Genomic DNA, 22,181 nt, shown 5'->3' with positions numbered 1-22,181 from the left:
ACGAATGAGTATAGGGAGGCACATATGATTGTTAGCGTTGGCTCTGCCAATCCGGTAAAAATAAACGCGGTCAGGCAGGTCTTTTCAGAAATAAGCGATGGAACAGAATTCAAACATGCTGAGGTATCATCTGGAGTTTCCAGCCAGCCGTTTTCAGATGAAGAAACAATCAGAGGAGCTGTTAACAGAGCGGCTGCCAGCCGGACTGAAACAGGTGCCGATATCGGAATCGGCCTTGAAGGAGGCGTTACTGAAACTTCTTCAGGTTTCTTTTTATGCAGCTGGGGGGCTTTATCTGATGGCGGTCTGCAGCCAATCATAGCAGGAGGAGCAAGAATTCAGCTTCCCCTGGAAATAGGAGCCGAGCTGGTAAAAGGCAGAGAACTCGGGGATGTGATGGATGAGTTTGCTTCGAGGAAAGGCATCAGTAAAAAAGAGGGAGCGGTTGGAGTGTTTACTTATGGAGCTGTTAGCCGTACGGAAATGTTTGTCCATATTGCCAGGCTTCTGGCCGGAAGGTATATGTATGAAAAAAGCAGACAGTCCCTTTGAGGGGGCTGTCTGCTCCTGTATGAACGAAAACAATGAGGATGGCAATGAAAGCACCGTGGCGCGGCATCTGTTAGTCCTTATCAAAAATATAAGAAAGAACCTGAATAGCCTGACCAATCGATTCAACGGTTACACTCGCTTTGCTGGAAAGCTCTTTAAGTGGATGATGCAGTTCTTTTGGACGAATAAGAATCAGAGGTTTACCCATCTCTATCGCTGTGCTGGCATCCATAGCTGTGTTCCACTGCTTGTATGATTCCCCGAAAAGGGAGATGACTAAATCTGCTTTGGTCAGCAGCAGTGAGGTCCGCAGGTTATTGATGCGGGATGCCGCTTCATCCTTCGCAATGGAATCAGGCTGCTTTCCGAGAACTTCTTCCCCTATTTGATCAGAGCGATCATGATTCTCCATTGGTCCCTTAAACGTAATTGGCAGGTGTGAGGCCTTTTCTTTTAGCTCTTTTCTCCATTCACTATGAATTTCCCCGGCTAAATAAACAACTAGGTTCATCAGAACTCCCCCTAAATGGATTTTATAGCCAACTATACCCTCTTCCTATGCAGAAAAAACGGAAAATGGAGCGGATTTAGCTTCAAAATGGGAATGGTAAAGGTAAAAACAGGATTAGGAGGACTAATAAATGAGCAGAAAGATTTCTCTTTTTTTTATAATTTTAGTGGTCATTGTGACGGGATGCGGAGGGATTTCTGAGAAAGAGATGAAAACCGAAGCAGAGAGAATGGCAGGTGAAAGCTTTGAAGGCAAAGCGCGTGAACCGAACGAAAAAATCGAGAGCGGTTCCTTCTTTTTGCCTGAAGAGTATACGGTCTCCTCTAAAAAACCGAATAATGCCGTATTAAAAAAGGGAGAGCAAAAGTTCCTGCTGTTTATCAACAATAACGAAAAGGGAGACAGCAAGGAGTCATATAAGACACTCCAATCAAGCGATGAAGAACTAACGATAAATAAGACGTTTGAAAACAAAGAAAAATTCGGCTACCTTCTGGTATATAAAACAAATGAAGAAAAATACGAAGTCACCGCTGGAATAGGGGGGAATAAAGTGTCCACGATCGCCGAAAAGGAAGCTGTGCCTGAATCGGCAAAAGAAATGATGAAGATGCTTAAATCTGTTCAATGAAACATGCAGATGGATTTAACCATCTTTTTTCTGGTATGATTCAACTATGTGAAATGTAAAAAGGCTTATTTCAGTCGAATTTCCAATAGCAGGATGCACCCAAGCATCCTGACTGCATAATCAATTTTTTTGAAAAGCCTTTCGAAAATATGGAGGATGAACGCATGGAAAAATTACAATCAATGGATCAATACCGTGAAATAAAGAACAAAGAGCGAAGTGTCCTAATGTTTTCAGCGGACTGGTGTCCGGACTGCCGCTTTCTTGATCCATTTTTGCCAGAGCTTGAAAAGGAAAATGAGAACGTTACGTTCTACTACGTCGACCGCGATGAGTTCATTGACTTATGTTCAGAATTAAGCGTATTTGGCATTCCGAGCTTTGTTGCCTTTCATAAAGGGGAGGAGACTGGCCGATTTGTCAGCAAAGACCGTAAAACAAAAGAGGAAATTCAGCAATTCCTGGATAAGATCCAATAAATAGATAAACGGCTGACAGGAGGGAACCGCTGATGAAGCCAAGAAAACTTTCGCAAATTCTAGAAGACCGGCTAAGCAAGCATAATTGGACATTTATTTATGACCGTGAAAAAGAGACACTAAGAATTGAAGATCCCGCTATTAAAAAAGGAATCACCATCGGTCTGAATGAAATTGCTGCGAAATATGAAACCGAGAAAGAAAAAGCCATTGACGAAGTTTCGTACCATGTGGAAGAGGCGCTTTTGGCAATGAGAACAGAAAGCGGTCTGACAGGCAAAGAGAAATCTATTTTTCCGGTTGTCCGCTCTACGTCTTTTCCAGAGGAATCCAGTGAGGGAATCCCTCTTCTGTTTGACGAACACACAGCCGAAACGAGGATTTTTTATGCGCTGGACATGGGGAAAACGTACAGGCTGATTGACCAGGCGATGATGGATAAAGAGGGATGGAGCCAAAAAAGGATTAAGGAAACAGCCCTCTTTAATCTAAGATCCCTGGCTCCTTCAGTGAAAGAAGATCAGGTGGCAGGAAACACATTCTACTTTTTCAGAGCCAACGACGGCTATGATGCAAGCCGAATGCTGAATGAATCCTTACTGGAGTCGTTCAAGACACGCATTACCGGTACAATGGCATTGGCTGTGCCCCACCAGGATGTCCTAATCATCGCGGATGTTCAAAACGAAACCGGGTACGATATTCTTGCCCAAATGACGATGAGTTTTTTTGCAAGCGGCAGGGTTCCGATTACCGCTCTTTCATTTTTATATGAAGACGGTGAGCTTGAGCCGATATTTATACTAGGAAAAAATAAAGCACATTCACCGAAAAACGGAAAGGAAGAATAGAATGAACGTTTTTTATAACCGTGAAGGAATAGGCGACACACTTCTGATTTTTATTAAAGAAATTCCGCGTGAAAAGAGAGCCTTTGACCGCAGGCAGGACGCTGTGAGAATTTATGATGCAGAAACGAAAGACATAGCAGGCTATAACTTGTTCCTTGCTTCAAAATACATAGCAGTTAATGCTGCGGGTCCGCTTGAATTATCTGAAGGTATAATAAATGATATAAATAAAGGCCTGAGCCAAAATGGGTTCGAAGAAAAGCTGGAAGTGGATTTTTCACCTAAGTTTGTTGTAGGCCATGTGGTCTCAAAAGAAAAGCACCCGAATGCAGACAAGCTGAATATTTGCAAGGTAAATATCGGAACAGAAATGCTTCAAATCGTCTGCGGAGCACCGAATGTAAATGAAGGACAAAAGGTAGTGGTCGCCAAAGTGGGGGCGGTAATGCCAAGCGGAATGATGATTAAACATGCGGAGCTGAGAGGCGTGGCGTCGAGCGGAATGATTTGTTCAGCAAAAGAATTGGATCTGCCGGATGCCCCCCAGGAAAAAGGCATACTTGTACTGGATGACAGCCGTACTCCTGGAGATGCATTTTTCGAATAAGCTTTTTCTATGAATCAACCGACTGAAAACAATAAAATCAAACGTAAATTATGGTAAGATAAAAGTCACTAGGGTAATTGCTAGTGGCTTTTTTTATCGGCAGCAAAATTGCGGCTTATTTAGCATAAAAACAGGGAATAAGACCCGGGAATACAGCTGCTGACTATGGACGCCTGCGACGGAAATCAGCAGGCTGGATTAACAGATAAAATTTATGAACTCCAAAAAGATGAACATACAACATGAGCTGAAAGAGTGATTATTAAAATGAGCTGGATATCAAAAGTTAAGCAATTTCTATTTGGGGAAACAGAGGAGATTGTGGAAGTTGTTGAATATGTAAGAGTGGATGATAATGAGCAGGTGCAGGAAATAAGGCGTGAAAGCAAGCCCGCTGAGAAAAGTCACCCCCCGGAAAATGTACGTGCTTCCGCTTCTCAATTTGAAACGAAAATCTCGTATCAATATCCGGAAGGTAATTTCCGTTTTCCCGCTATTCCTGATGATCGAAGAAGACCGGCAAGGCCGAAGAAAAACAGGCCTGCCTCTGCTGAAAACGCGAATAAAAAAATGATGGATCACAATAAAGCTGAAAAAGGGAGAAGGACAGTGCCGAAGCCGCCACAGGCGGAGCCGACTTATAAACGAAAAGTTGAGCCATTATCGGGCGGGCCGAAGAAGCCATTTCAGCCAACGCTGATCCCATCCCCTATCTACGGATTTCAAAATCGGTCAGACATGGAATCTCTACCTTATAAAATGAGAGAAAAATCACTTGCGGAGAGCAGGATGCAGGAAGAAGAGACGCTTCGGAAACTATCCATGCACAGTTCCTCCTTTTATAAAAAACGGGCTGCTGAAACAGTGCAGAAGCAGACAAAGTCGGAAAAAGGCTCCTTCCTGTCTGACAGCAGCGATATAAACAGCGGCCTGCCCCCTTCCTTCCTAGAAAAGGAAGAGGAGATTTATGAAACAGAAGCAGCTCCGCGTGGTGCAGAGAATATGCAGGGAGAACATTTTCTGAATCCGGATGCTGAAGCAGCGAATATTCCGGACATAGAAGAAGAGAGACCTCTTGCCCTTTCAGAAAAAGAAGAGGAAGAAGGACCAAAGATGGTTTTGGAAGAAGTGGAAGAGAATGATGATTTCACATGGGAGGAAGAGACCTCTGCTGAACCAGAGTCTTTTCTGATTTTTGAAGAAAACACGGCTGAGAAACTGGACCTGCAGCCTTTGCCTGCAGAAGAAACAGAGAATAGCGATGATAGGGAAACCCAGGATTTCTTAAACGAAGATCCGGCTGAAGAGACTCTCTCTTCTGAAGCACACTACTCTGACCCGGCAGCGGAAGAAATTCCGCAGCGGTCTCCTGAGAGCCGTTCAGCTGAAAAAGACAGAGCCGGCCGCGAGACTGCAGCGGAAAAGCCTAAATCATCCGTTCCTTTCAATGTCCTCATGCTGAATCGGGATAAAAGCAAAATGAAAGAACGTGTTCAGGAAGGCTCCTATTATTTCCCGCCATTAAATCTGCTGACAATTCCGCCGCGCGAGGAATCAGCGGATGATGATTGGCTGTACAAACAAAAAGAATTGCTTGACAGTACGTTAAAGAATTTTAATGTGCGTGCGAAAGTGGTCCATGTAACTCAGGGGCCCTCTGTCACCAGATTTGAGGTACAGCCAGAGCCGGGAGTGAAAGTGAATAAAATTACGAATCTGTCAGATGATATTAAGCTTAGCCTGTCTGCAAAGGATATCAGGATTGAAGCGCCGATACCCGGGAAAAACGCAATTGGAATCGAAGTTCCCAACTTAAAAAGCAAAACCGTCAGTCTTAGGGAAATCATCAGGAGCCAGGAATTCAAGAAACATCCATCTCCGCTGACCGTAGCGCTGGGGCTGGATATATCCGGCCAGCCGATTGTGACTGATTTGAAAAAGATGCCTCATGGTCTCATTGCAGGCGCGACAGGTTCCGGAAAAAGCGTGTGCATCAACTCTATGCTGATCAGTCTTTTGTATAAAGCCGCCCCCCATGAGGTTAAGATGCTGCTAATCGATCCAAAGATGGTAGAGCTCGCACCTTACAACCGTATTCCCCACCTTGTCAGTCCTGTCATTACAGATGCAAAGGCAGCGACAGGGGCTCTGAAATGGGCAGTGGAGGAAATGGAACGGCGGTATGAACTGTTTGCCCATTCAGGAGTGCGTGACATAAACCGGTTCAATGAACTTGTTAAAACCCATCAGCGCGGTGAACACTTGCCCTACCTCGTTATCGTTATTGATGAGCTTGCAGATTTAATGATGGTAGCTCCGGGTGAGGTGGAGGAAGCCATCTGCCGGATTGCCCAAAAAGCCCGGGCATGCGGCATTCATCTGATTGTAGCGACTCAAAGGCCATCCGTTGATGTCATCACAGGGTTAATAAAAGCAAATATCCCAACAAGAATTGCATTCTCCGTATCCTCGCAGGTTGATTCAAGAACCATCCTGGATGCAGGAGGCGCCGAAAAGCTTCTCGGCAGAGGCGATATGCTCTTTTTGGAAAATGGAACCTCTAAGCATTTAAGGGTTCAGGGAAACTTTGTTTCAGATGACGAGATGGAGCAGGTCGTGACCCATGTTAAGAAGCAAATGGAGCCTGTATATTTGTTTAATCAGGAAGAATTCCTGAAAAAATCATCCCTCCAAACCGAAGAAGATGATCTGTTTTTAGAAGCCTGCGAGTTTGTTGTTACCCAAAACGGGGCATCGGCCTCAAGCCTTCAGCGCAGATTCAGAATCGGATATAATCGGGCTGCACGTCTGATTGATTTGATGGAAGATCAGGGCATTATTTCGGAGGCTAAAGGAAGCCGTCCCCGGGATATTCTGATTTCCGAGGATGAATTATTGTCCATTCAGGAAAGCAATCTTATTTAAGACGCATTTTCTTAAGTACCTGAAAAGCTGGATGGTTCCTTCTAAGGCAAATTGACACGTAATGAAAAGAGGCTTATAGTAGGGAAGTCTGCACCTTGCAGACAAGAGCAGCGAAAAACCAAAATGCTCCTTCTTCACCCGGAAATCGGCGGTGGAGCTCAAGGGTCGCAAAATTTAGATGAACGTCATATACTGTGAAAAGCGAAGATATTTAACAGATAGACGTTGCTGGAGGTTCAATTTATGACTGTATATCATTTTGTTGGAATTAAAGGAACAGGAATGAGTGCTTTGGCACAGATTCTCCATGATATGGGGTACAAGGTTCAGGGTTCCGATATCGACAAAACGATTTTTACCCAAAAAGCCCTTGAGGACAGAGGGATTCAGCTCCTTCCTTTTGATAAAGAAAATATACAGCCAGGGCTGACGATCATTGCAGGAAATGCATTTCCTGATACACACACGGAAATTGCAGAGGCTATGAGCAAAGACCTTCCTGTCATCCGCTACCATCGTTTTCTTGGTGAATTTATGAACCGGTATACAAGTGTGGGAATTACGGGCGTGCATGGCAAAACATCTACAACCGGCCTCCTTTCCCATGTTATCCAGGGAGCGGAACCAACTTCTTTCCTGATCGGCGACGGGACCGGTAAAGGGCTTCCTGACAGCAAGTATTTTATCTTTGAAGCATGTGAATACCGCAGGCACTTTCTCTCGTACTATCCCGATTATGCAATAATGACAAACATAGACTTTGACCATCCTGACTACTTTACGAACATTGAAGATGTCTTTGATGCCTTTCAAAATATGGCTCTTCAGGTTAGGAAAGGCATTATCGCCTGCGGAGACGACGAACATTTGCAGCAGATTCAGGCGAAAGTCCCTGTCGTATACTATGGATTCGGAGAGCAAAATGATTTTCAGGCAAGAAATGTTGTGAAAAGCACAGATGGAACAAGCTTTGATGTATTTGTAAGAAATACGTTTTACAGCTCATTTAAAATTACCGGATTTGGCGACCACAGTGTATTAAACGCGCTTTCCGTTATCGCTATTTGCCACTATGAAGAAGTGGACACCGAAATTATTCAGGAGCGTTTGCTTACATTCGGAGGGGTGAAACGCCGGTTTAACGAAAAACGTGCAGGCAGCCAGGTCCTGATTGATGACTACGCCCATCATCCGACAGAAATCAAAGTAACCATTGAGGCGGCGAGGCAGAAATTCCCCGATCGCGAAGTCGTAGCAGTATTTCAGCCCCATACGTTTACCCGTACACAATCCTTTATGGAGGAATTTGCGGAAAGTCTGAAAAAGGCAGACTACGTTTACCTATGTGATATTTTCGGCTCTGCCAGGGAAAATGCGGGTAAGCTGAGCATCAATGATTTAATCGAAAAAATCGATCATTCTTCCTTAATTCAAGAGGACGAGATGGACGTTTTGAAAAAACATGAAAACGGAGTTCTTGTCTTTATGGGAGCAGGGGATATTCAAAAGTATCAGCGCGCCTACGAGAACGTCCTTCTATAAAGAAATAATCCGCACCCCGTTTAAGGAGTGCGGATTTTTTTCTTCTTTAAACCTGGCTGCTGATTTCCCGGGCAATCAACAGCTGCTGATCATCAGCAATCTGCTCGTACCCCGGTCCATTTTACAACAGAAATGGACTGCGAACGTTTAGTCATTCAAGAATCCCACCCGTCACACCGTAAGGTGTAGGGCTTGCGGCTTTAGCCGTGGGAGTCTCAAATTGCCGCAGTACTCAGCAGAATTCATTCCTTCGTTTGCCCTTTCGTTCTTATTTCAGGTTTTCCGGATTCAGTCCTTCAAGTTCCGGAATAACAAACCGGCCGTCTTTACGGATCAGCACATCGTCAAAATAAATTTCCCCTCCGCCGTATTCTGGACGCTGGATCATGACCATATCCCAGTGTACGGTTGAGTGGTTGCCGTTGTAGGCGTCATCGTAGCATTGACCAGGAGTAAAGTGGAAGCTCCCGTCAATTTTCTCATCAAAAAGGATGTCTTCCATAGGATGAAGGATGTAAGGATTAACTCCAATCGCGAACTCGCCTATGTACCTCGCTCCTTCATCAGTATCAAAAATCTGATTGATTTTTTCAGAGTCATTTGCAGAAGCATCTGCTATTTTTCCATGCTTAAATGTAAGCTTGACATTCTCAAACGTAAATCCATTATAAGGGGAAGGTGTATTAAAGGATATCGTTCCATTTACAGAATCCTTAACAGGCGCTGAATAAACTTCTCCGTCCGGAATATTGAGATGCCCTGCACATTTAACAGCCGGAATGTCTTTAATGGAAAAGGCAAGATCTGTATCAGGTCCCTTCAAACGGACTTGGTCGGTTTTATTCATCAGCTGTACAAGAGCATCCATTGCTTTGTCCATTTTGCTGTAATCCAGGTTGCATACATCAAAATAGAAGTCCTCAAAAGCTTCTGAGCTCATTTTTGCGAGCTGAGCCATGGATGCTGTAGGATACCTTAAAACGACCCATTTTGTTTTGGGCACGCGGATCTCGTTATGTACTTTCCTGCCGATTGTCTGGCTCGATATTTTCATGCTGCCATCAGGTACATCTGAGTGTTCGTTTATATTGTCTCCGGAACGAAGACCTATATAGGCATCCATATCTTTCATAACGTTTGCCTCATATTCTGCTATTTTTCCATAGTGCTCCTCCGTTGCGCCAAGCAGCAGTGACCGGTCCACCTGCTGGTCCTTCAGAAGAACGAAAGGAAAACCGCCGGCTTTGTAGGCCTCTTGAACAAGGGCAGTTACAAGCTCTCTTTGCAAACCGAAATTTTCAATCAGCACTTTCTCGCCTTTTTGAAGCCTTACAGAATAATTGATTAAATTATGAGCCAGAGTATTAATTCGCGGATCTTTCATCATTTTAACCCCCTGTTATGTATTCTTCTTTATTTTACCCTAAAAGAGAGAAAAACAGAATTTTTTGTCATTTATCCGGTAAAACATGAAAATTTTTTTAGAAGAAAAGGAATTGCGCTATGTGTGTAGAATTGGCTAATAGGACGTCTGTTAAATGTTTATAATGTCATGTGAGGGGTAAAAGGTAATTAAATTCATGGGAGGTGCCCGATCGTGGAAATCATCTTGTATTTAAGCATCGCATTAATCGCAATTGCCTTTACAGTATTAGTAGTATTTGTATCCAAAACATTAAAATCCGTACAGGCAACGCTGGATAACGTAGCAGGGACTATGTCAGGGCTGGAGAAGCAAGTTCAGGGAATCACAACAGAAACGACAGAACTCCTACATAAAACCAATTTACTCGCAGATGACATTCAGCAGAAATCTGAAAAACTGAACACTGTCGTAAATGCTGTGCAGGGCGTAGGCCAGTCCATCCAGCAGCTAAACCGCTCAGTAAGCAATGTTTCCACTTCGGTTACAAACGGTTTGGATAACAACAAAGATCAGATTTCTCAAGTGGTTCAGTGGAGCAACACGGCCATGGATATCTGGCAAAGATGGAAAGTGAAAAAAGAGCAGACAAAAGCTGCTAAATCCACTATGCATTAGGCTATATTAAAGCATACCAGTGCCACGCAATAAAAAGAAGGCTTTAAAGACGTGCCGGCGAAATCAAGCATACTGGCATAGTAAGCAGAGTGAACCATTACGGGGAGGAATCAGGATGAGCAAAGATGGGATTAACAGTAAGGATTTTATTATCGGTTCTTTAATTGGCGGAATCATTGGAGCTTCAGCAGCCCTTTTGCTTGCTCCTAAGTCCGGTAAGGATTTGAGAACAGACATAGGAAGCCAGGCCAACATGGTGGCAGAAAAAACCAATAAAATTAAAACGGATGCTCTGGAGAAAAGCTCCGAATGGACAAATAAAGCGAAAGAAAAAACAACGACGCTGTCCCAATCTGTCGGAAGCCAGACTTCTCAGCTCATGAGCAAAGTAAAGGATATTCGAGGCGGCCAGAAAAATACGGAACAGGACCCGGTAGAAGCAGAAGTGTCTGCTATTGACGAACTGGCTGAAGAAGCCGCTGCATCCTCCCGTTCCGCTGCTTTTGAATCACAGGAAAAAGTGATTCAAGAGGCAAGTGAGCTATCCGATAAATCATCAGCTCCCCGCTGATCGAGTCAGAATCCCTGGCAATACCTATTCAAACATGTAAAAATGGCAGAAAGAGCTTCTGCCGTTTTTTTTATAGGAAGAATCAGCAATCAGCCCGTATGAAAAGGAGAGAATTTTTATGAAGGAACAGATTACTGAAATTAATGAGTTTGAAGAGCTTCTGCAAAATCATCATCGCTTTCTGTTTATCAAGCATAGCCTTACATGCCCCATCAGCAAGGAGGCGTTCAAGCAGTTTTCAAATTTTTCTTCGTCCCAGGAGGACATTGAAACATTTTATCTGCATGTTCAAGAGTCCCGCGAGCTATCTGCGTATATAGCGGATAAATTTGAAGTGAAGCACGAATCACCCCAGGCTCTCCTGATAGAAAACGGGAAGGCTGTATGGAATGCATCCCACTGGAAGATCACAGCTGATTCTCTGAGTAAAGCGACGGCTGAACAGATAAGAAATTCATGACGATAATGGGTTGTATAAAAAGAAGGCTTTGTTAATGTATGATGTTGATTTATTACCACCCGCCCTTGGATAAGCGAATGCCTGCTAACTGCAATCAACAGCTGGGTTTAACAGAGCTAAAAAGAAAAATGTAATACGAAAACTCCCGCAATTCCGGGAGTTTTATTTGTACAAAGCGTTCAACCTAAAAATCAGCTAGATCAAACTAATTTAAAACAAACTTCCTGGCTGTCCGTCAGTTTCTTTTGAGTTTATTATTCATCCGGCAAGCTTTCCTTTTTCCTGATCATATCCACTGATCAGGCCGAAGATATACATAAAAAGAAAGTTTGTTTCGAAATCTTTTGTGAACAAACCCCAAATAAGCCATCCCGTTAGAATACCTAATATGGCATAAACGATTCCTCTCATTTGATCACTCCTTCAGATCCTCATGAATATTTTACCAGATTTTTTACTGTTATCCTGTAAAATTGTGCTGGGTGAGAACGAACAGGCTTTAGGAATGCGTTTCAACTATAGACACAGGAGACTAGTTTTCAGCATAAAATACTTTAGTGCTTAAAAGCGTTTAAATAATAAAGAATTTTTTCGTGACATGGAAAGTAAAGTTGTTTATAATAAACACTAATCAGAAACGCGGGCGTGAACATAGCGATTCATAACTTGCGTAATAGATAGAACAGTGAAAGGATGAGAGAGATGAGTCACGCAGAATTAGAAGCACTACGGGAAAGAGCAGACGAGATTAACCTGCAAATCCTAAAGTTGATTAATGAACGCGGAAGATTGGTTCAGGAAATCGGTAAAGCGAAAGAAGCACAAGGGGTTAACCGCTATGATCCGGTACGTGAACGAAAAATGCTGAATCAAATTCTTGAATCCAATGACGGACCATTTGAGCAATCTACTCTTCAGCATATATTTAAAGAAATTTTCAAAGCAGGGCTTGAGCTTCAGGAGGATGACCACAGCAAGGCAATGCTTGTTTCCAGAAAGAAAAAGCCGGAAGACACGGTAGTCACCGTAAAAGGAGAGCCGATTGGCGACGGCGGTCAGTCATTCATTGTCGGGCCATGTGCAGTGGAAAGCTATGAGCAGGTGGCAGCAGTGGCAGAAGCAGCCAAGAAGCAGGGAATTAAATTGCTTCGAGGAGGGGCTTTCAAGCCAAGAACAAGCCCATACGATTTCCAGGGACTTGGTCTGGAAGGGCTGAAAATCCTTAAAAAAGTAGCAGATGAATACGATTTGGCTGTTATTAGTGAAATCGTTAATCCGGCAGATATTGAAACAGCGCTTGATTATGTGGATGTCATCCAAATTGGAGCGCGGAACATGCAGAACTTTGAATTGCTGAAAGCAGCCGGTGCGGTACGCAAGCCTGTCCTCCTGAAAAGAGGCCTTGCCGCAACGCTTCAGGAGTTCATGAATGCTGCAGAATACATTATCTCCCAGGGGAACGATCAGATTATTCTTTGTGAACGCGGAATTCGCACCTATGAAAAAGCTACCCGCAATACACTGGATATTTCTGCAGTACCTATCCTTAAGCAGGAGACACACCTTCCAGTATTCGTAGATGTGACCCACTCCACAGGAAGAAAGGATCTTCTTCTTCCGACAGCAAAAGCAGCTCTGGCAATCGGGGCAGATGGAGTGATGGCAGAGGTACACCCTGATCCAGCAGTGGCATTGTCAGACTCAGCGCAGCAAATGAATATTGAAGAGTTCAACAGCTGGATTTCGGAATTAAGGCCATTAGTAAAAGCAAAAGCATAAGCAGACAGATTACTCATAAAATTGCCGGTATTCAGCCGGCAATTTTTTTTGCATAATTATTGAAGGAGTAAGCGCTTTATATTAGGATAAAATCAAATTCCATGTTAAAACGTTGTAAATTCGTTGCTTACGCTTTCATTGTATCGTATGATAGGGTACATGAATGTAGAATTAGAGCGGTTTTAGTATTATTTTGTCAATTTGCTCATACTACAAATAAACAGGACATGCAGGCTAGTTAAAGGAGTGTATAAAAATGAGCAATATTACCATATATGATGTGGCGCGGGAAGCAAATGTTTCAATGGCTACCGTATCACGTGTCGTGAATGGAAATCCAAATGTAAAACCAACAACCCGGAAAAAGGTGCTTGAGTCCATAGAGCGTCTTGGATACCGTCCTAACGCGGTAGCGCGGGGTCTTGCGAGTAAAAAAACCACAACGGTAGGCGTCATTATTCCGGATATTTCAAGCATATTTTATGCAGAACTGGCACGCGGAATTGAAGACATCGCAACAATGTATAAGTACAACATCATCTTGAGCAACTCGGACCAGAACAAAGACAAGGAGCTTCATCTTCTGAACACCATGCTCGGCAAGCAGGTAGACGGAATTTTGTTTATGAGCGGAAATATAACAAATGAGCACACAGAAGAGTTTAAACGCTCTCCTGTTCCAATTGTTCTCGCTGCTTCAGTGGATATGGAAAATGAAACTCATTCGGTTACTATTAATTACGAGCAGGGTGCATTCGATGCGGTCACCATGCTGGCTGAAAAAGGCCATAAACGGATTGGGTATGTAACAGGGCCTCTGGAAGAGCCGGCAAACTCCAAGTTAAAACTCGCAGGCTACAAACGTGCTCTCAGCGAAGCAGGTCTGACATTTGATGAAGAGCTGGTGACTGAAGGAGACTACACGTATGACTCCGGAATTGAAGCGTTTGAAAAGCTGCAGGAGCTGGAAAGTAAACCGACTGCTATCTTTGTTGGTACAGATGAAATGGCACTTGGTGTGATCCACTCTGCACAGGACCGCGGTCAAAGCATTCCCGGTGACATTGAAGTAATCGGATTTGATAATACGCGCCTGTCTACAATGGTTCGTCCACAGCTGACGACTGTGGTTCAGCCGACATATGATATCGGAGCCGTTGCTATGCGTCTACTTACTAAGCTGATGAATAAAGAATCCGTAGAAGAAAAAGCATTTGAACTTCCGCACCGCATTGAAGTGCGTCAATCTACGAAATAAAGAGTCAAAAGGCACCTCGCGGGGTGCCTTTTATAATGCCTTCGTGAAGGTGTGAATGGGCTGACAAATACATCAGCCGTTTACATTTCGTCTGCCGGTACTTTCTTCGCTTTGCATAATCGGATGCAGAGCCTTTTTTACAGTTTGGGCATTTTTCTCTTCAATTTCTTTTTTCCTCGGTATGGGCTTATAGAGCGGCTTTTGATCCTCCCATGTAGAAGGAAGCGGAACAGGGGCTTTGTCTTTCCAAGCCTGAAGCCATTCTTCAGGCAATTGGCCAGAAGGGGTTTCATTCAGCATTTCAAGCCAAATCAAAGACCAGGCTCTCGGTACGACTCTCCATATATCATATCCGCCGCCGCCAACCGCAATCCACCGTCCCTGGCAATATTCATGGGCGAGCTCATGGGCAAGTTTTGGAATTTCTTTGTAAGTCTCCATAGTAGAGGATAAATGGGTCAATGGATCGTAATAATGGGCATCCGCTCCATTCTGGCTAAAAATGATATCCGGTTTAAAGAATTTCACCACTTCACGGAATGATTTTCGATAGGCATTCAGCCAAGATTCATCCTCAGTAAAGGCATCAAGCGGAATATTAAAAGAGTATCCGTAGCCTAATCCATGACCTCGTTCGGTAACGTTTCCAGTGCCGGGGAATAAATAGCGGCCCGTTTCATGCAAAGACAGAGTGCAAACTGAAGGATCATCGTAAAATGTCCATTGCACCCCATCTCCATGATGAGCATCGGTATCTACGTACATGACTCTGGCATGGTACTTTTCCTGCAAGTATTTAATGGCGACCGAGCTGTCATTATAAATGCAGAAGCCAGAAGCTTTTCCGCGAAAGCCGTGGTGCAGGCCGCCTCCCAAATTTAAAGCATGGTTTGCTTTTCCAGTCATGACTTGATCTGCAGCCTCCAATGTCCCCCCGACAAGAAGAGCGCTCGCCTCATGCATTCCTTTAAAGATGGGGGTATCCTCTGTACCTATTCCATAATTGGAGGCTTCTTCGTCCCTTAGTCCCCCTTTTCCTGCTCTTTGAACGGCATGAATATACTTCGCATCATGCACCAATGCGAGTTCTTCTTCAGTGGCTATTCTTGGAGCAACAATCTGGCTTTCACCCAATTTCCCCATTTTCTTCAGCAGATCATGTGTCAGTTCAACCCGAAGCTGATTAAAGGGATGGTGCTGACTGAACTGGTAGGTCAAAAAATCTTTGGAATAAATAAATACTGAATCCTTCATAAGGACATCCCCGGCATATTCGGCCAGAGAACGTGGTATCCTGAGGCTTCCAAATCGGTGATAAGACCGGTCGGATTCATTGTTTGCACCCGTAAAACAAGTATTTTAAATAGAGGGTCCCGATCCGGATAAACGAGAACACTCGAGATATTAATCCTCCGCTCACTGAAAACCGCTGTTATCTCCGCAAGCATTCCAGCCTTATTGGATACCTTTACTTCAATTTGGGATCCAGGCTGATCGGCACCCGTGAGCTGTACGAACGTATGGAGAAGGTCTGACTCTGTAATAATCCCCTCCAGCCTTCCCGCTCTCAATATTGGCATACAGCCTATTTTCCGTTCGTAAAAGATGGATGATATTTCTTCAACGAAATCGAGAGGGTGGCCCGTTATGACATCTGTTTTCATAAACTTTTCAAGCGGCTGATTCAACTCGTCCATTCTTTCTGCGAGCTGATAGACAGGAGGACTTGCATCTTTTATATCTCTGTCGGATAGAATTCCGGTAAGGATGCCCTCTTCATTTACAACGGGAATATGACGTATCCGTTTTGCTTTCATTACTTCAATGGCTTTACCCAGTGTGTCTTTCGGTAAAAGGGTAACCACCTGCTTGTTCATGATTTGATCAACAATCATGTATCCCAACCCCTTTACATTTCATACCCGTTTTTTTTCTCCCTATTGTCTGTCAGTTAATACATAAAACGATTTTTGAAGCGGAGTCTGTCAAATTGCTGAATGGAATCCTGATCGATTCGTTTGCCGATTCTCGCCATAAGGCAATTGGCTGGATGGGAACTGATTTCCGGTTCATCGGTGGCATACCATTCAAGCCCTCCGGCATTCATCATCTTTTCCATTACTTTACGGTATTCCCATACGTTTAAGCTTGTTCCTTTCAAATCCCAGTGCCAGTAATATTCCGTCGTGATGATGATATAATCTTCCATTTTGTCATCCATCATGGAAACCCTTAAGAGATTTTTTCCAACCGCACATCCCCTGAACTCGGGAATGACCTCGATTGCCCCGAGTTCAATCAGATTTTCCATGTTTCCTTCAGACCATCTTTCCAGTGGATCGGGATATAAATACGTTACATAGCCGACAATGGTATGCTTATGCCTGGCAATCAATATTCGTCCTTCCGGAAGGTCGGCGATTTCAATCAGTGCTTTATGCTGCTGACCAGGCGGCCTGAAAGCAACTAAATCTTTATGAAATTCATAGCCTGATAGTTTGCTGGATGCAATGGGACCTTCAATAATAAGAGCCCCGCCGGAGGTTTTTAATTCCATTGCATTGTAAGTCTTGCTGTGTTCCATTCGGTCACCCGCCTTTTCTAAGTCAATCGTAGGTATTTGTTCAATCATTATATGCGTACTCTCTGGAGGAATCCCAATCATTTACTGGAAGAAGAAGGAAAAAATAGAAAGCCGGCAGTCGGTTAAACTTTCTATGCAGGAATCAATCTTTCGAGCTCAGCCTTGAGCGGCGTGTCTGTACCAGTGGCGCTGCTCTTTTTCAGGAGCCACACGCTATTATCTCTAATCGTCCTGCGGGTTTTCTTAGGGACTCCTGCATGCAGTGAAACTTCCTTCTATTATACTACAAATAATAAAGCGTTTTCACAAACATATTGTTTAAAAATTGAGAAAAATCAACTCGTATACTATAATAAAAGTTGAATGATGAAAAGAGGGGGATTCAGGGATGAAATTGGAAGCGCTCCCAGCGTCGAAGGGGAATCATAATCTAAAAGACTACGAAGAAGCTTATCTGAATTTTAACTGGAAAGATGCAGAGAAGAACTTCTCATGGCATCATACGGGAAAAATGAATGCAGCCTACGAAGCAATTGACCGTCATGCAGAAACCCATCGGAAAAATAAAGTTGCGCTTTATTATCGAGACCCTTCCCGGAACGAAAAATATACGTTTAAAGAAATGAAGGATCTATCCAGCAAGGCGGGAAACGTTCTGCGCCAGGCAGCCAATGTTGAAAAAGGAGACCGGGTCTTCGTATTTATGCCGAGAACACCTGAGCTATATTGTATCATTATGGGCGCAATAAAGGCCGGTGCTATTGTCGGACCGTTATTCGAAGCATTTATGGAAGGGGCCGTTAAAGACCGCTTGTTTGACAGCAGTGCCAAAGTGATTGTGACAACACCCGAACTGCTTGAACGGGTGCCGCATGATGAACTCCCTGCACTAGAGCACATTATTCTTGTAGGCGGACAGCCAGAGGAAGAGAAGTACATTCATTTCCATGAAGAAATGGAGAAGGCAAGCAAAGAATTTGAAATCGAATGGCTGAATGAAGATGACGGGATGCTGCTTCATTACACTTCCGGGTCTACCGGTAAGCCAAAAGGGGTTCTTCACGTACAGCGTGCCATGATTCAGCATTATCAAACGGCTGAATGGGTGCTTGACTTGAAGGAGGATGATGTTTATTGGTGCACAGCAGACCCAGGCTGGGTAACAGGTACAGTCTACGGTATCTTCGGTCCTTGGCTGCACGGAGCATCCAATGTTATTGTCGGCGGAAGGTTTAAGCCTGAAGCCTGGTACAATACGATTGAAGAGTTGGGCGTTTCTGTATGGTACAGCGCACCAACGGCATTCAGAATGCTGATGGGGGCAGGGGATGAAATCATAAAAGATTTTGATCTCAGCAGTCTCCGCCACGTCCTGAGCGTTGGAGAGCCGCTGAACCCGGAAGTAATCCGCTGGGGAATGAAAGTATTCAGCCACCGCATCCATGATACATGGTGGATGACGGAAACTGGAGCCCAAACGATTTGCAATTACCCATCGCTTGAAATCAAGCCAGGTTCCATGGGCCGTCCGGTACCAGGTGTCAAGGCAGCCATCGTGGATGATCAGGGCAATGAGCTGCCGGCGTACCAAATGGGAAACCTCGCGATAAAAAAAGGCTGGCCATCCATGATGAACGCCATCTGGAACAATTCTGAAAAATATGAATCCTACTTCATGCCGGGCGACTGGTACGTCTCTGGGGATTCTGCCTACATGGACGAAGATGGGTACTTTTGGTTTCAGGGCAGAATTGATGATGTCATCATGACCTCTGGTGAAAGAGTGGGCCCGTTTGAGGTAGAAAGCAAGCTTGTGGAGCATCCAGCGATTGCAGAAGCGGGAGTAATCGGTAAGCCGGATCCTGTGCGCGGTGAAATCATTAAGGCGTTCATTGCACTCAGAGACGGCTACGAACCTTCCGAAGAATTAAGCGAAGAGATCCGGACCTTCGTGAAAAAAGGTCTGGCTGCCCATGCGGCTCCAAGGGAAATCGAATTTAAAGATAAACTGCCGAAAACAAGAAGCGGTAAAATTATGCGCCGGGTATTAAAGGCTTGGGAACTTGATCTGCCCGCCGGTGACTTATCTACAATGGAGGACTGAGAAGTACTCTGGAGGAAGAAGGCAGGCTATGCACTGTCTGTCCCCTTTCCTTTAAAGGAAATTGTCCGTAAGAGGCAGTCCCATAAAAACGGAAAAAGAAGAGGCTGACTCAATTGGCTGGAGGAATCCGGCCCTGTGAGTCCCCTCTTTTTTTTGGCTACAATAGCAGGCGGCAGCTCGTTTAGTTTATGCATGCTTTCACAGGGATGAATTATTTTGGGGAAAGGAACCATCTACAAAAAGGAAGGAAAAAAGGTCATAACACAGCATTACGACAATTATATAAAGACGTTTAATTTTGATGTGGAGAAGGTATATGTCGATACAAGTTATGGGAGGACACATCTTCTAATAGCAGGTCCTTCAGAAGGAAAACCTATTTTTATTTTCCAGGGCGGTAATTGTATCAATCCAATGACATTATCCTGGTTTTTACCACTGGCAGAAAAATACAGAGTCTATGCACCAGATACTATTGGGCATCCGGGATACAGTGCTGAAAGCAGAATTTCTGCAATGGACGATCGTTTTGCCCTGTGGATTAAGGAACTGATGGATTACTTTATTATTGATGACAGTGCTTTTGCTGGCCCTTCCTACGGTGCAGGAATTATATTGAGATTAGCAGCATTTTTCCCGGATAAAATAGACTGCTCTGTATTGGTATCCCCAGCAGGAATACAGCTGGGACCGAAATGGAAAATGGTGAAAGAAATCTTGCTTCCACTAATCTTATTCAAAAGTACTTCATCACAAAAATATCTGAGAAAAATGACCGATGCGATGTCTGATCATTCTATGAAAGAAATGGATAGAACAATAATTGGCGATGTTTTATATACATAAAGCTTGAAAAGGAAATGCCGAAATTAACTGTGAAAGAAGAGTTGTCCCTGTATAACTCCCCTACTTTAATCATAGCTGGGAGAAAAGATGTTTTTTTCCTGAGGCTTTGTTAAAGCATTGTGTTGATTTTTCACACCTGTTGATTGGAGCGGAAGGCGTGAGACTCCTGCGGGAGCAGCGGGTCAGGTGAGACCCCGCAGTCGCGAAGCGAGGAGGAGGCTCACCGCCCGCCCAAGGATAAGCGAACGCCTGAAGCGGAAATCAACAGCCAAGTTTAACAGAGCTTTTCCTGAAAGCAGATTAAAAAGTGCTGCCAGAGAAATCATTCCTAACCTGGCAGCTTTTAATACTTATGAGATGGGGCATTTCCCATCTGAAGAACCTCTTGTGAAAAATAACCGTGATATCTTAAATTTCGTAAAGAAGCATTACTGATTTCAAAGGAGAAGTAAACATTTTGCTGTTTCATTATTACGAGTATAGAAGGTGCCTGAACGGAATTTTAAGGCACCTTTTTTGCGATGAATTTGTTTTTTCCCTGCAGAAGCGGAATCCATCCTTTCGTTACCCGGCTGACGAAGGCAGCTGCTGAATTTTCTTTCTCATTGATCACTACATCCTGAATAGATGATTATATTTGAACGAAAATGATTGGATTTATTAAATTCAGCATGATTATGAATGAAAATGATTGTTTTTGGTTGATTTTTGTAAGGGCTTTCGTTACACTATAGTCATAAGGCACTATCAGGCTGGAGGTGCGTAAATGCTTACCCCTGAAAGACACAGTATTATTCTTGATTTAATTGATAAAAAAGAAGTAGTCAATATCCAGGAACTTGTAGATGCAACGTGTTCATCCGAGTCAACGATAAGGAGAGACTTAAGCCAGCTTCACAAAGAAAAGAAACTTAAGAGAGTCCATGGCGGAGCAGAGCAGCTTCATCAAAAGGGAACAGAGCCGAATATCGCCCAGAAATCCATCATTCATCTGGAAGAAAAACAGCGAATTGGTGAATTTGCGGCAAGCTTTGTAAAAGACGGAGACCGGGTTTTTTTAGATGCCGGAACGACCATCTTCCATATGATCCGCTTTCTTGAAGGAAAAGATATCATGGCCGTTACAAATGGACTAACTCATATAGAAGAGCTGGCGAAGTACCAAATTCCTACGTACTTAACAGGCGGGTATGTGAAGCAGACGACAAGAGCGCTGATCGGTGCACGGACCATAGCAACTTTAAGTGAGTACCGTTTCGATAAGTGCTTTATGGGAGTCAATGGAATCCATCTGGATTCAGGCTATACAACTCCCGATCCTGAAGAAGCGGCTGTGAAAACAAGCGCAATTCGCTTTTCGCAAATAGCCTATATGCTGGCGGACAGCAGCAAGTTTGACGAAGCTGCATTTTCAAAAATAGCAGATTTACATGAAGCTGTAATTCTTACAGCCAGCGTAGAAGAAGATGTGCTGGCAGAATACAGAGAAAAAACGGAGATAAAGGTTGTGGAAAGATCATGATTTATACTTGCACATTAAACCCTTCTATTGATTACATTATGCATGCTGACAATTTTAAGCTCGGTCAATTGAACCGCACGAAAGGGACACAGCTTTTTCCGGGCGGGAAAGGCATTAATGTTTCAAGAGTGTTAAAACGGCTGGGAACAGAAAGTGTAGTGCTTGGATTTGCCGGAGGGTTTACAGGAGACTTTATTAAAAACTTTCTTGAATCAGAAGCTATTTCATCACAATTTACAGAAGTTTATGAGCCTGCAAGGATCAACGTGAAATTGAAAACGGATACAGAGACAGAAATAAACGCAGCGGGCCCTTCCATTGAAATGGAGCAGCAAGAGAGCCTGATCACAAAAATGGAACAGCTGCAAGAAGGAGACTTGCTCGTTTTAGCCGGAAGTATTCCGTCCTCTATGCCATTGACGTTTTATAAAACACTTGCAGAAATAAGCAGGGCAAGAGGAGCTCAAACCGTTATCGACACAACCGGTCCCGCTCTTGAAGAAACGTTCCAATATGAACCGCTGCTGATCAAGCCGAACCATCATGAGCTGGGAGACTTATTCCGAACGAACGTAACGAGTGTGAACGAAGCAGCTTACTTTGGGAAAAAACTGATCGCTCAGGGCGTTCGGAATGTCATTGTTTCAATGGCAGGCGAAGGAGCCGTCTTCATTAATGAAAATCTCGTCTTAAAGGCTTCCGTACCAGCCGGTACATTGAAAAACTCAGTTGGAGCAGGCGATTCCGTTGTGGCTGGTTTTCTGGCCTCCTATACAAAGGGAGAGGATTATGAAGAAGCCTTCCGGACTGGTACCGCTGCAGGCAGTGCAACAGCATTCTCGGATGACCTTTGTACAAAAGAAGAAGCCGGGAAGCTGCTGACGCAAATAAAAATAGAGAAAATCGGATAAGGGGGAA

The 22,181-nt window shown here is 43.9% G+C and carries 22 protein-coding genes; 16 read left to right on the top strand and 6 right to left on the bottom strand.

From position 1 onward, the window contains the following. Positions 1–24: 24 nt before the first annotated feature. Positions 25–552, top strand: coding sequence for a DUF84 family protein (locus ACQCVE_RS07485; protein WP_426862300.1), 528 nt, complete (start codon positions 25–27; stop codon positions 550–552). Between the two features lie 70 nt (positions 553–622). On the opposite strand, the gene ACQCVE_RS07480 is transcribed toward ACQCVE_RS07485, so the two are convergent. Continuing rightward, entirely contained in the window at positions 623–1,063 is a 441-nt protein-coding gene (locus ACQCVE_RS07480; RefSeq protein WP_426862298.1) for a YtoQ family protein, read from the bottom strand. A 130-nt stretch (positions 1,064–1,193) separates the two neighbouring features. Between ACQCVE_RS07480 and ACQCVE_RS07475 the strand changes: the two genes are divergently transcribed. From ACQCVE_RS07475 to murC, 6 genes are all read left to right on the top strand, one after another. Continuing rightward, positions 1,194–1,694: a hypothetical protein gene (locus ACQCVE_RS07475; protein ID WP_426862296.1), complete on the top strand. Its 501-nt coding sequence runs from the start codon at positions 1,194–1,196 to the stop codon at positions 1,692–1,694. Positions 1,695–1,858: 164 nt separating this feature from the next. Beyond that, positions 1,859–2,173: a thioredoxin family protein gene (locus ACQCVE_RS07470; protein ID WP_426843509.1), complete on the top strand. Its 315-nt coding sequence runs from the start codon at positions 1,859–1,861 to the stop codon at positions 2,171–2,173. 32 nt (positions 2,174–2,205) lie between these two features. Further along, positions 2,206–3,024: a DUF1444 domain-containing protein gene (locus ACQCVE_RS07465; protein WP_426843510.1), complete on the top strand. Its 819-nt coding sequence runs from the start codon at positions 2,206–2,208 to the stop codon at positions 3,022–3,024. A 1-nt stretch (position 3,025) separates the two neighbouring features. After that, positions 3,026–3,631: a YtpR family tRNA-binding protein gene (gene ytpR, locus ACQCVE_RS07460; protein ID WP_426862294.1), complete on the top strand. Its 606-nt coding sequence runs from the start codon at positions 3,026–3,028 to the stop codon at positions 3,629–3,631. A gap of 267 nt (positions 3,632–3,898) precedes the next feature. Further along, positions 3,899–6,556: a DNA translocase FtsK gene (locus ACQCVE_RS07455; protein WP_426862292.1), complete on the top strand. Its 2,658-nt coding sequence runs from the start codon at positions 3,899–3,901 to the stop codon at positions 6,554–6,556. A gap of 243 nt (positions 6,557–6,799) precedes the next feature. Further along, a complete protein-coding gene (gene murC / locus ACQCVE_RS07450) occupies positions 6,800–8,098 on the top strand; it encodes a UDP-N-acetylmuramate--L-alanine ligase (protein WP_426843513.1) in 1,299 nt (432 codons plus the stop codon). Between the two features lie 268 nt (positions 8,099–8,366). On the opposite strand, the gene ACQCVE_RS07445 is transcribed toward murC, so the two are convergent. Then, positions 8,367–9,482 (bottom strand): aminopeptidase, encoded by a 1,116-nt coding sequence (locus ACQCVE_RS07445; RefSeq protein ID WP_426862290.1) that lies wholly within the window; start codon positions 9,480–9,482, stop codon positions 8,367–8,369. Positions 9,483–9,695: 213 nt separating this feature from the next. Between ACQCVE_RS07445 and ACQCVE_RS07440 the strand changes: the two genes are divergently transcribed. The 3 genes from ACQCVE_RS07440 (at position 9,696) to ytxJ (ending at position 11,170) form a co-directional block, all read left to right on the top strand. Further along, positions 9,696–10,139 carry a DUF948 domain-containing protein gene (locus ACQCVE_RS07440; protein ID WP_426862288.1) on the top strand — a complete coding sequence of 148 codons (444 nt, stop codon included), beginning with the start codon at positions 9,696–9,698 and terminating at the stop codon, positions 10,137–10,139. Between the two features lie 115 nt (positions 10,140–10,254). Next, positions 10,255–10,710, top strand: coding sequence for a YtxH domain-containing protein (locus ACQCVE_RS07435; RefSeq protein ID WP_426843515.1), 456 nt, complete (start codon positions 10,255–10,257; stop codon positions 10,708–10,710). A 118-nt stretch (positions 10,711–10,828) separates the two neighbouring features. Continuing rightward, positions 10,829–11,170 (top strand): bacillithiol system redox-active protein YtxJ, encoded by a 342-nt coding sequence (gene ytxJ, locus ACQCVE_RS07430; protein ID WP_426843516.1) that lies wholly within the window; start codon positions 10,829–10,831, stop codon positions 11,168–11,170. A 258-nt stretch (positions 11,171–11,428) separates the two neighbouring features. Here ytxJ and ACQCVE_RS07425 read toward each other — a convergent pair whose 3' ends face one another. Then, on the bottom strand, positions 11,429–11,581 hold the full coding sequence (locus ACQCVE_RS07425) for a tRNA U-34 5-methylaminomethyl-2-thiouridine biosynthesis protein (RefSeq protein ID WP_426862286.1): 153 nt from the start codon (positions 11,579–11,581) through the stop codon (positions 11,429–11,431). Between the two features lie 291 nt (positions 11,582–11,872). Between ACQCVE_RS07425 and ACQCVE_RS07420 the strand changes: the two genes are divergently transcribed. Further along, positions 11,873–12,949 (top strand): bifunctional 3-deoxy-7-phosphoheptulonate synthase/chorismate mutase, encoded by a 1,077-nt coding sequence (locus ACQCVE_RS07420; protein WP_426843518.1) that lies wholly within the window; start codon positions 11,873–11,875, stop codon positions 12,947–12,949. Positions 12,950–13,205: 256 nt separating this feature from the next. Further along, a complete protein-coding gene (gene ccpA, locus ACQCVE_RS07415; RefSeq protein ID WP_426843519.1) occupies positions 13,206–14,207 on the top strand; it encodes a catabolite control protein A in 1,002 nt (333 codons plus the stop codon). A 72-nt stretch (positions 14,208–14,279) separates the two neighbouring features. On the opposite strand, the gene ACQCVE_RS07410 is transcribed toward ccpA, so the two are convergent. Genes ACQCVE_RS07410 through ACQCVE_RS07400 form a run of 3 tightly spaced genes read right to left on the bottom strand, consistent with a single transcriptional unit; the run spans position 14,280 to position 16,791 of the window. Beyond that, positions 14,280–15,461, bottom strand: a complete 1,182-nt coding sequence (locus tag ACQCVE_RS07410) for an acetoin utilization protein AcuC (RefSeq protein WP_426862284.1) — start codon at positions 15,459–15,461, stop codon at positions 14,280–14,282. Beyond that, entirely contained in the window at positions 15,458–16,102 is a 645-nt protein-coding gene (locus ACQCVE_RS07405; protein WP_426862282.1) for an acetoin utilization AcuB family protein, read from the bottom strand. Before ACQCVE_RS07405 ends, ACQCVE_RS07410 begins: the two co-directional genes overlap by 4 nt. A gap of 56 nt (positions 16,103–16,158) precedes the next feature. Continuing rightward, positions 16,159–16,791, bottom strand: coding sequence for a GNAT family N-acetyltransferase (locus tag ACQCVE_RS07400; RefSeq protein WP_426862373.1), 633 nt, complete (start codon positions 16,789–16,791; stop codon positions 16,159–16,161). Between the two features lie 388 nt (positions 16,792–17,179). Between ACQCVE_RS07400 and acsA the strand changes: the two genes are divergently transcribed. The 4 genes from acsA to pfkB all read left to right on the top strand — a co-directional run bounded on the left by acsA (position 17,180) and on the right by pfkB (position 22,174). Next, complete coding sequence (acsA, locus tag ACQCVE_RS07395; protein WP_426862280.1) at positions 17,180–18,895, top strand: acetate--CoA ligase; 1,716 nt, start codon at positions 17,180–17,182, stop codon at positions 18,893–18,895. 216 nt (positions 18,896–19,111) lie between these two features. Further along, on the top strand, positions 19,112–19,741 hold the full coding sequence (locus ACQCVE_RS07390) for an alpha/beta fold hydrolase (RefSeq protein WP_426862278.1): 630 nt from the start codon (positions 19,112–19,114) through the stop codon (positions 19,739–19,741). Positions 19,742–20,507: 766 nt separating this feature from the next. After that, the gene (locus ACQCVE_RS07385; protein WP_426843523.1) at positions 20,508–21,263 is read left to right on the top strand and encodes a DeoR/GlpR family DNA-binding transcription regulator; all 756 of its coding nucleotides are present in this window, start codon (positions 20,508–20,510) and stop codon (positions 21,261–21,263) included. Next, on the top strand, positions 21,260–22,174 hold the full coding sequence (pfkB, locus tag ACQCVE_RS07380; protein ID WP_426843524.1) for a 1-phosphofructokinase: 915 nt from the start codon (positions 21,260–21,262) through the stop codon (positions 22,172–22,174). Before ACQCVE_RS07385 ends, pfkB begins: the two co-directional genes overlap by 4 nt. The last annotated feature ends 7 nt before the right edge of the window (positions 22,175–22,181 follow it).

Source organism: Metabacillus sp. 113a, assembly GCF_050107635.1.
Lineage (GTDB): Bacteria > Bacillota > Bacilli > Bacillales > Bacillaceae > Metabacillus_B.
The sequence above is the reverse complement of the archived record's forward strand: the minus strand, read 5'-3'. Positions and strand labels throughout refer to the sequence as shown.